Origin of the sequence: Streptomyces bobili (assembly GCF_002154575.1) — a bacterium.
Classification (GTDB): domain Bacteria; phylum Actinomycetota; class Actinomycetes; order Streptomycetales; family Streptomycetaceae; genus Streptomyces; species Streptomyces bobili.
The window spans coordinates 1-8,375 of record NZ_MUBA01000735.1 but is presented as its reverse complement, the minus strand read 5'-3'; the positions used below and the strand labels follow the sequence as shown (position 1 = coordinate 8,375).

The window sequence follows — 8,375 nt, the reverse complement described above, 5'->3', positions numbered from 1 at the left end:
CCGCAGGGGTTCGTGTCCGGGACGCCTCTCGCCCCGGACACGAACCCCTGCGGGTGCGGGCCCGTCCTACGCCGCCGCCTCGAACCCGGTGTCCCGGGCCAGCTTCTTCAGCTCCATCAGGGCGTGCTTCTCGATCTGACGGATCCGCTCACGCGTCAGACCGTGCTCCTTGCCGACCTCGGTCAGCGTGCGCTCGCGGCCGTCGTCGATGCCGTACCGCATCTTGATGATGGAGGCCGTGCGCGGGTCGAGGCGGTCTATGAGGCCGTCCAGTTCTTCGCTGCGCAGCAGCGTGAGGACGGACTGCTCCGGCGAGACCGCCGAGGTGTCCTCCAGCAGGTCGCCGAACTGGGTCTCGCCCTGGTCGTCGACCGGCATGTTCAGCGAGACCGGGTCGCGCGCCCAGTCGAGCACGTCGATGACACGCTCCGGCTTGGAACCCAGCTCGGTCGCGATCTCCAGGGGCTCCGGGTCGCGGCCGTGCTCGCGGTTGAACTCCCGCTGCACGCGGCGGATGCGGCCCAGTTCCTCCACGAGGTGGACGGGCAGCCGGATCGTGCGCGACTGGTCCGCTATGGAGCGGGTGATGGCCTGGCGGATCCACCAGGTGGCGTACGTGGAGAACTTGAAGCCCTTGCGGTAGTCGAACTTCTCGACCGCTCGGACCAGGCCGGCGTTGCCCTCCTGGACCAGGTCCAGCAGGGGCAGGCCGCTGCGCGGGTACCGGCGGGCGACCGCGACGACCAGCCGCAGGTTGGAACGGATGAAGACGTCCTTGGCGCGCTCCGCCTCGGCGACGAGCGCCTCGAGCTCCTCACGGGAGGCGTCGGCCTCGGACTCCTCGGTTCCGTCGAGGATCTGCCGCGCGAACACACCCGCCTCGATGATCTGCGACAGCTCGACTTCCTTGGCGGCGTCGAGCAGAGGCGTGCGCGCGATCTCGTCGAGGTACATGCCGACCAGATCGCGGTCGGCGATCTCTCCGCCGTGGACGCGAGCGCTGCTTGCCGCGCCGGTCTCGCCGGAGGCGGACTGACGACGGGCGACGGCACGGGTTGCCATGCGTGCTCCCTTGCGATGGTGGGGTCAGCGGGTGGTCCTTGGACACCGGTGCACCGACTCGGGTCCTCCCGGGACTCTCTCGGGACTCTCCTCGTGTGCCCTGCATCCGATGGAAACAACGACTGGAATCAGGACAGAATTCCCAACCCGTCCCCCGATTTTTCTGATCATGCAGTACCCTGTCGGGCCCCAGGAGGAGGACGAATGCTGTCGGAACGTACAGAAGTGCAGGTCAGGCCGGGAAACGAGGGGGATCTGGAGGCCCTCACCGACCTCTACAACCACTACGTACGTGAGACGCCGATCACATTCGATACCGCGATTTTCACTCCGGAGGAGCGCCGCCCTTGGCTGCTCTCCCACCCTGAAGACGGCCCGTACCGGCTGATGGTTGCCACGGACACGGACTCACAGGAAATTCTGGGGTACGCCACATCCAGCCCCTTCCGTGCGAAACAGGCCTACGCGACCTCCGTCGAGGTGACGGTCTACCTCCGCCCGGACGCCGGCGGGCGCGGAGTCGGCACGCTTCTCTACGAGGCGCTCTTCGAGGCCCTGTCCGGCGAGGACCTGCACCGCGCGTACGCGGGCATCGCCCAGCCCAACGAAGCGTCCGTGCGGCTGCACGAACGCTTCGGCTTCCGGCACGTGGGCACGTACCGCGAGGTGGGCCGCAAGTTCGGCCGCTACTGGGACGTCGCCTGGTTCGAGAGGGACCTGTAGCCGGCGGAGCCGACGGGTCAGCCGAACTGCACCGACCGCTTCGCCATTCCCAGCCAGAACCCGTCGATCACCGACTTCTGCGCGTCCAGCTCGCCGGACACCTCCGCGGCGCCCATGGTGACGAACAGCGGGGCGAAGTGCTCGGTGCGCGGATGGGCGTACCGGCCGGCCGGAGCCTTGTGCAGGAAGTCCAGCAGGGCGTCCCAGTCCCGGTTCTCCAGCGCGTGCCGCCCCCAGTCGTCGAACTCCGAGGACCAGGTGGGCACTCCCCCGCCGGTGTGCCGTAGCGCGGCCAGGTTGTGGGTGAAGAACCCGGAGCCGACGATGAGCACGCCCTCGTCGCGCAGGGGCGCGAGCTTGCGGCCGATCTCCATGAGTTTCACGGGGTCGAGCGTCGGCATGGAGATCTGGAGGACCGGGATGTCGGCGGCCGGGAACATCTCGACGAGGGGGACGTACGCCCCGTGGTCGAGGCCGCGGTCGGGGATGTCCTGTACGGGGATCCCGGGGGCGCGCAGCAGCTTGCGCACGCTGTCGGCGAGCGCCGGTGCGCCCGGAGCGTCGTAGCGCACCCGGTAGTAGTGCTCGGGGAAGCCCCAGAAGTCGTAGACCAGGGGGACCGGCTCGACCGCGCCGAGGGCGAGGGGGGCCTCCTCCCAGTGGGCGGAGACCATGAGGATCGCCTTGGGACGGGGCAGGTCGGCGGACCAGGCGGCGAGCTGACCGGGCCAGACGGCGTCGTCCGCGAGGGGCGGGGCACCGTGGCTCAGATACAGGGCGGGCATGCGCTCCTGCGGAACGGCACGCTCCTGGGTGGCGGCTGACATGGCGGCGACTCCCTCGGCGGCTCGGCTGAACGGCGTTCGACTCAGCACTTACTTGAACTCTAAATCTCAACTCCACATCACTGTATGCCGCACTTGTTTAAATTTCAAGGATGGAGCCCTTACAGTGGAGTACATGACGAAGGCAGCCTCACCCGCTCACGAGCCGCAGTGGCTCACCGCAGAGGAGCAGCGCATCTGGCGCTCGTACCTGCATGCCACCACCCTCCTCGAGGACCACATGGACCGGCAGCTGCAACGCGACGCCGGCATGCCGCACGTCTACTACGGCCTCCTCGTCAAGCTCGCCGAGTCCCCCCACCGCCGGCTGCGCATGACGGAGCTGGCGAGGGACGCCAAGATCACCCGCTCCCGCCTCTCGCACGCCGTCGCGCGCCTGGAGAGGAACGGCTGGGTGCGCCGCGAGGACTGCCCCTCCGACAAGCGCGGCCAGTTCGCGGTGCTGACCGACGACGGCCTCGACGTCCTGAGGAACGCGGCGCCGGGCCATGTGGCCGCCGTCCGCAACGCACTCTTCGACCGGCTCACCCCGGAACAGCAGAAGTCCCTCGGCGAGATCATGGAGATCGTCGCCGAGGGACTTCAGCCGAACGAAGCGGGTGCCGACCTGCCCTGGCTGCGCTAGCCGCTACAGCCCGGACAGCACGTCACGTCAGTGGGCGACCACCGGAACCCTGACGGAGTCCTCGGCGTCCTCGTCCGCGCCCGCGCCCGCGCTCATGTCCGGCTTGCCGGCGTTCACGAAGGTCAGGGCGATCGTGGCGGCGACGACCAGGATGCCGACGGCGAACCAGATCGCGCTGGTGTAGCCCTTCACCATGCCCTCCAGCTGGACCAGCTGCTGCTGGGAGCGGGTGCCGGCGTTGCCGATGTGGTCGGCGATGTACGAGGTCGTGGCCGACGCGGCGATCGTGTTCAGCAGTGCCGTACCGATCGCGCCGCCCACCTGCTGCGAGGTGTTGACCATCGCGGAGGCGACACCGGAGTCGCGCGGCTCGACGCCCTGGGTGGCCAGGGACATGGCCGGCATGAACGCCGTACCCATACCGAGGCCGAGCAGCAGCATCCCCGGCAGCAGCACGGCCGCGTACGAGGTGTCGATCTCCAGCTGGGTCAGCAGCAGCATGCCGAGCGCGGCGACCAGGAAGCCGGGGCCCATCAGCAGCCGGGGGGCGACCCGGGTCATGAGGCGGGTGCCGATCTGGGTCGAGCCCGTGATCATGCCCACGATCATCGGAAGGAACGCGAACCCGGTCTTGACCGGCGTGTAGCCCTTCACGATCTGCAGGTAGTAGGTCAGGAAGAGGAACAGGCCGAACATCGCGATGATCGCGAGGCCGAGCGAGAGGTAGATGCCGCCGCGGTTGCGGTCGGTGATCACGCGCAGCGGAAGCAGCGGGGACTTGACCCTCGCCTCGACGACCACGAAGGCCGTCAGCAGCACCGCGGACGCGACGAACATGCCGATGGTGACGGCGTCGCTCCAGCCCTCGGACTCGGCGCGGGTGAAGCCGTAGACCAGGGACACCAGGCCCAGGGTCGACAGGATGACGCCCGGGATGTCGAGCGGGGAGCGGTTGCGGCCGCCCTCGGGCTCACGGATGACGAAGTAGGCACCGGCAGCCGCGACGATCGCGAACGGGATGTTCACGAAGAACGTCCAGCGCCAGTTCAGGTACTCGGTGAGGAATCCGCCGAGGATGAGGCCGACCGCGCCGCCACCGCCGGCGATCGCACCGTAGATGCCGAACGCCTTGGCGCGCTCCTTGGCGTCCGTGAACATCACGGCGAGCAGGGAGAGCGCGGCGGGCGCGAGCAGCGCGCCGAAGACGCCCTGGAGGGCGCGCGAGCCGAACATCATCGCCTCGTTGGTGGCGGCGCCACCGAGCGCGGAGGCCGCGGCGAAGCCTCCCAGGCCGAGGACGAAGGTGCGCTTGCGGCCCCACAGGTCGGCGATACGGCCACCGAAGAGGAGGAGTCCGCCGAAGGCCAGGGCATACGCCGTGACGACCCACTGGCGGTTGCCGTCCGAGATCCCCAGGTCCTGCTGGGCGGAGGGCAGGGCGATGTTCACGATGGTCGCGTCGAGGACGACCATCAGCTGGGCGAGCGCGATGAACGCCAGCGCCTTCCAGCGGGCCGGATCCGCCTGGCGGATGCCGGGAGCCTTGGTGGCTGTGTCAGACATGGAGGTACCCACTTCGGAACTTCGTGACGGAAATGTCATGACTTGGTGAAAGAAAACGGGCGGAGCGAGATGACGATCCGTCGACGGTGACGGCCGTTGGAAGAGATCGGCGAGGGAGATCGACGGATCGGCGGTTGGTGGCCTACATGGCTTGCGGTGGTCTACGTGGCATGCCGGGATCTACGTGGCATGCCGGGGTCAACGTGGCTTGCGGTGGCTCAGGCCTGGCGCAGGTCCTCCATGGTCACGGCAGCACCCGGCAGGACCGACCGGGCCGGGGCCCGCAGTCCGTCCAGGAACAACTGGAGATGACGGTGGAGGAAGCGGTCGGCGCTGAGGCAGGCGGTGCCCGCCGGAGGCCGGCTGAGCTGGGCCACGGCGACCATCAGGTCGCCGTAGCCGACGTCGTCGCGGAGCTGTCCGGCCTGCCGGGCGCGCTCCATGACCTCCTCGACGAGTTGTTCGCCCCGCATCCGGGCAGCCACGAGATCCGGGTGGTTCTGGTCGAACGTGCTGGCGATCATCGGGCACAGCGCGCTGACGCGTTCGTCGGCGGCAACATGCACGAAACGCTCCAGCGCGCCGAAGGCGTCGCCCGTCTCGGCGAGCGCCTCGGCAGCCGCCTCGGCCGTGCGGTCCATGACGGAGCAGACGACCTCGCGGACGAGGGCCTCCCGGTCGGGGAAGTTGCGGTACACCGTGGCATTGCCGACTCCGGCCCGGCGGGCGATGTCGTCGAGCGGCACGTCGGGGCCCAGTTCGACGAACATCTCGCGGGCGGCGGTGACGATCCGCTCCCGGTTGCGCAGGGCGTCGGCGCGCGGCCTGGGCACCTTGCGCTGTGCGGGGGCGGTTGCGGTCTGCACGGCGTACTCCTCTTGGTCGATGACGTGACGGATGGTGCTGGTGGTGCTGCTGGCGTCGCTGTCGTTCGCGATCCGGGGAAGTGATCCCCGTTTCGGTCGGACACATGGCTAAACGGGGAGACGGTCCCCGGTTATTTCCCGGCGGCCGATTCTTTTCACGTGACCTGGGTCACAGGCCTCCGGACCTCGCCTCTACCTCCCGGTAACCCACGATCGGCCGCTCCAGCGCGCGCCCCCGCCCGCCCCCGAGGAGGGTGATCAACAGGGTGCAGCCGGTGACCGGTGGCTGCCTGGCGCGAAGGGTTCCTGCATGCAGCCGCAGCCTGAGCGACCCGGAGCAGGCCGGCAGGCCGCGCCTCCGGAGCCGCTCCGCCGACGCATACGCCGGCGCCGCACGGCCGGCCTCGTCTGTGTGACCGCGCTGACCTTCGCGGTCAGCACCTCGGCCGGCACCGGTCACCTCGCACCGCGTCCGACCCCGGCCGGCGCGGGACCGATCTCGCTGGCCCGCTCGGCCGCCCTCGCCCCCTGCCTGATCACCGCCGGCTCCGCCGTCCAGATGTCCGAGGGCCTCCCGACGGCCGGCGGCTACGCCCGCGCCACGGGCACCGTCCGCGCCCTCACCCTGATGATCGACTTCTCGGACGCGCCCGGCCGCGGCAAGGCGCAGGACCGGTTCCGCGAATTCTTCCCCCAGACCCGGGACTGGTTCCACACCGCGTCCTACGGCCGCCTCGACTACCGCGCCGAGACCCCCGTCCCCGGCTGGCTGCGCATGCCCAAGCCGTTCCGGGCGTACGGCATAGAGCGCGGCGCCCCCTTCGACCCCGGCTACCGCGAGCTGGTCCAGGACATCGTCGCCGCCGCCGACCCGAACGTCGACTTCCGGACGTACGACCTCCTGAACGTGCTGGTCACCCCGAACGCCGGCCCCTCCGCGCTGGACACGGTCCTGTCGGTGACGTTCGCCGGCAACCACGAGGCCCCGGTCGCCGACGGCGTCCCCGTCGCGAACGCGTCCTTCGTCTACTCCCGCCAGGACGACGGCTCCGGCTCCTACGACCGCACCGGCTACCGCGTCCTGCCGCACGAGAACGGCCACGTCTTCGGCCTGCCCGACCTCTACACCCAGGAGGGCGGCGGCGCGGTCGGCCACTGGGACATCATGAGCGAGGACTGGGGCGCCAACAACGACTTCCTCGGCTGGCACAAATGGAAGCTGGGCTGGCTGGACGCCGACCAGATCGGCTGCGCCTCCGCGCCCGGCACCAGCGAGCACGCCCTCACCCCCCTCGCCGAGCAGGGCGGCCCCAAGCTGGTCTTCGTCCCTCTCAACGGCCGCGCCGGGTACGCCGTCGAACTGCGCACCCGTGGCGGCAACGACGAGGCCGTGTGCCGCCCCGGCGTCCTCGTCTACAGGGTCGACGCGAACATCGACACCGGCATGGGCCCGGTCACCGTCCACGACTCCCAGCGCGACAGCGGCGGCTGCACGCGCAGCCCCAACGTCCACGCCGAACTGTCGGACGCGCCGCTCGTGCCGGGCGAGACGTTCAGGGACACGGCGCGCGGGGTGCGGATCTCCGTGGTGGCGGCGGACCTGGAGGGGACGTACCGGGTGCGGGTCACCCGGAGGTAGCCGCAAGCAGCCGCCCGGCGCCACGGTGGCCGTACGCCGCCGGACTCGGGCGCGGCTACCGTAGGCGACCAGCCGCGACCGCCGTACCGGAGAGACGATGCCCGCCAGGACGACCCCGACCGCCCCGGACAGCCAGGTACCGGAGGAGGCCGTCACGCCGTTGATCCGCGGGGTCGCCGTCCTGGAGGAACTGACCGCGGCGGGCGGCACGATGAGCGCGAGCGCCCTGGAACGCGCCACCGGCCTGGCCCGTTCCACGGTCGACCGGATCGTGGCGACCCTGGCACGCATGGAATACGTCCGCCTGGACGGCCGGGACGCGGTCCTGACCCCGCACGTGATGGAACTCGGCAACGCCTACCTGGCCGCACTGCGCCTGCCCGCCCTCCTCGGCCGGCGCGCCGACGCCCTCGCCGACGAACTCGACGAGTCGGTGTCGCTGACGGTCGCCGACCGCGACGGCATCCGCTTCATCCACCAGGCGACCCGCCGCCGTGCGATGTCCCTCAGCTTCCGCATCGGCGACCTGCTCCCCGCCGAACGCACCGCGCCCGGCCCGCTGTTCGCGACCCAGTGGACCGACGCCGACTGGACCCACTGGCGCGCGCGCCGGGCGACGGACCCGCAGGACCGCACCTTCCCCGCGGTACCCCCCGCCCCGGAGGTCCGCCCGGACGCCGACTTCGTACGCCGGACCGGGGGCGGCGGGCTGTGCCTGGCGCAGGTCCTGCTCCATCTCCGCGACGGCCGTACGCAGCCGGGGGAGGAGGGTGTCGCGCAGGTCGGCCGCCGTGTGGCGGCTCGTGTGGCTGACCACGCTGGCGACGCACGCGAGGCGTCCCGTACGCGGGTCCCGTACGGGCGCGGAGACCGCCACCAGGCCCGGCTCGATCAGCTGGTCGTCCAGGGACCAGCCGTCCGCCGCCGCCCGCTCGGTCCGGCGTACGAAGTCGGCGTCCGGGCGCGGGGCGGCCCGCGCGCGTGCGGCCAGCAGGGCCGCCACCGCGTCCCGGCTGTCGAGCATCTCGGCGGGCAGGCCGGAGTTGGTGAGG

The 8,375-nt window shown here is 70.7% G+C and carries 8 protein-coding genes; 4 read left to right on the top strand and 4 right to left on the bottom strand.

What is annotated here, in order from left to right:
• Nucleotides 1–66: 66 nt before the first annotated feature.
• Entirely contained in the window at nucleotides 67–1,062 is a 996-nt protein-coding gene (locus tag BZL64_RS36985; protein ID WP_086773382.1) for a sigma-70 family RNA polymerase sigma factor, read from the bottom strand.
• A 204-nt stretch (nucleotides 1,063–1,266) separates the two neighbouring features.
• Here BZL64_RS36985 and BZL64_RS36980 point away from each other — a divergent pair, with 204 nt between their 5' ends.
• Complete coding sequence (locus tag BZL64_RS36980; RefSeq protein ID WP_086773381.1) at nucleotides 1,267–1,785, top strand: GNAT family N-acetyltransferase; 519 nt, start codon at nucleotides 1,267–1,269, stop codon at nucleotides 1,783–1,785.
• A 17-nt stretch (nucleotides 1,786–1,802) separates the two neighbouring features.
• Here BZL64_RS36980 and BZL64_RS36975 read toward each other — a convergent pair whose 3' ends face one another.
• Nucleotides 1,803–2,612, bottom strand: a complete 810-nt coding sequence (locus BZL64_RS36975) for a dioxygenase family protein (protein ID WP_190046522.1) — start codon at nucleotides 2,610–2,612, stop codon at nucleotides 1,803–1,805.
• A gap of 133 nt (nucleotides 2,613–2,745) precedes the next feature.
• On the opposite strand from BZL64_RS36975, the gene BZL64_RS36970 reads away from it, so the two are divergent.
• Nucleotides 2,746–3,255, top strand: a complete 510-nt coding sequence (locus BZL64_RS36970) for a MarR family winged helix-turn-helix transcriptional regulator (protein ID WP_086773383.1) — start codon at nucleotides 2,746–2,748, stop codon at nucleotides 3,253–3,255.
• A 27-nt stretch (nucleotides 3,256–3,282) separates the two neighbouring features.
• Here the strand turns inward: BZL64_RS36970 and BZL64_RS36965 are convergent, their stop codons facing one another.
• The gene (locus BZL64_RS36965; protein ID WP_086773384.1) at nucleotides 3,283–4,818 is read right to left on the bottom strand and encodes an MFS transporter; all 1,536 of its coding nucleotides are present in this window, start codon (nucleotides 4,816–4,818) and stop codon (nucleotides 3,283–3,285) included.
• Nucleotides 4,819–5,036: 218 nt separating this feature from the next.
• Nucleotides 5,037–5,684: a TetR/AcrR family transcriptional regulator gene (locus tag BZL64_RS36960; protein WP_086773380.1), complete on the bottom strand. Its 648-nt coding sequence runs from the start codon at nucleotides 5,682–5,684 to the stop codon at nucleotides 5,037–5,039.
• A 310-nt stretch (nucleotides 5,685–5,994) separates the two neighbouring features.
• Here BZL64_RS36960 and BZL64_RS36955 point away from each other — a divergent pair, with 310 nt between their 5' ends.
• Nucleotides 5,995–7,323, top strand: coding sequence for a M6 family metalloprotease domain-containing protein (locus BZL64_RS36955; protein WP_086773379.1), 1,329 nt, complete (start codon nucleotides 5,995–5,997; stop codon nucleotides 7,321–7,323).
• Between the two features lie 97 nt (nucleotides 7,324–7,420).
• Nucleotides 7,421–8,375, top strand: a 955-nt coding sequence (locus tag BZL64_RS42290) for a helix-turn-helix domain-containing protein (protein ID WP_425276109.1), incomplete at its 3' end; no start/stop codon positions are given.

Excerpts from the sequence above, each read along its gene's own strand:
- BZL64_RS36980 (WP_086773381.1), top strand. The coding sequence starts at position 1,267 with ATGCTGTCGGAACGTACAGAAGTGCAGGTCAGGCCGGGAAACGAGGGG.
- BZL64_RS36985 (WP_086773382.1), bottom strand. The coding sequence starts at position 1,062 with ATGGCAACCCGTGCCGTCGCCCGTCGTCAGTCCGCCTCCGGCGAGACC.
- BZL64_RS36955 (WP_086773379.1), top strand. The coding sequence starts at position 5,995 with ATGCAGCCGCAGCCTGAGCGACCCGGAGCAGGCCGGCAGGCCGCGCCT.
- BZL64_RS36965 (WP_086773384.1), bottom strand. The coding sequence starts at position 4,818 with ATGTCTGACACAGCCACCAAGGCTCCCGGCATCCGCCAGGCGGATCCG.
- BZL64_RS36975 (WP_190046522.1), bottom strand. The coding sequence starts at position 2,612 with ATGTCAGCCGCCACCCAGGAGCGTGCCGTTCCGCAGGAGCGCATGCCC.
- BZL64_RS36970 (WP_086773383.1), top strand. The coding sequence starts at position 2,746 with ATGACGAAGGCAGCCTCACCCGCTCACGAGCCGCAGTGGCTCACCGCA.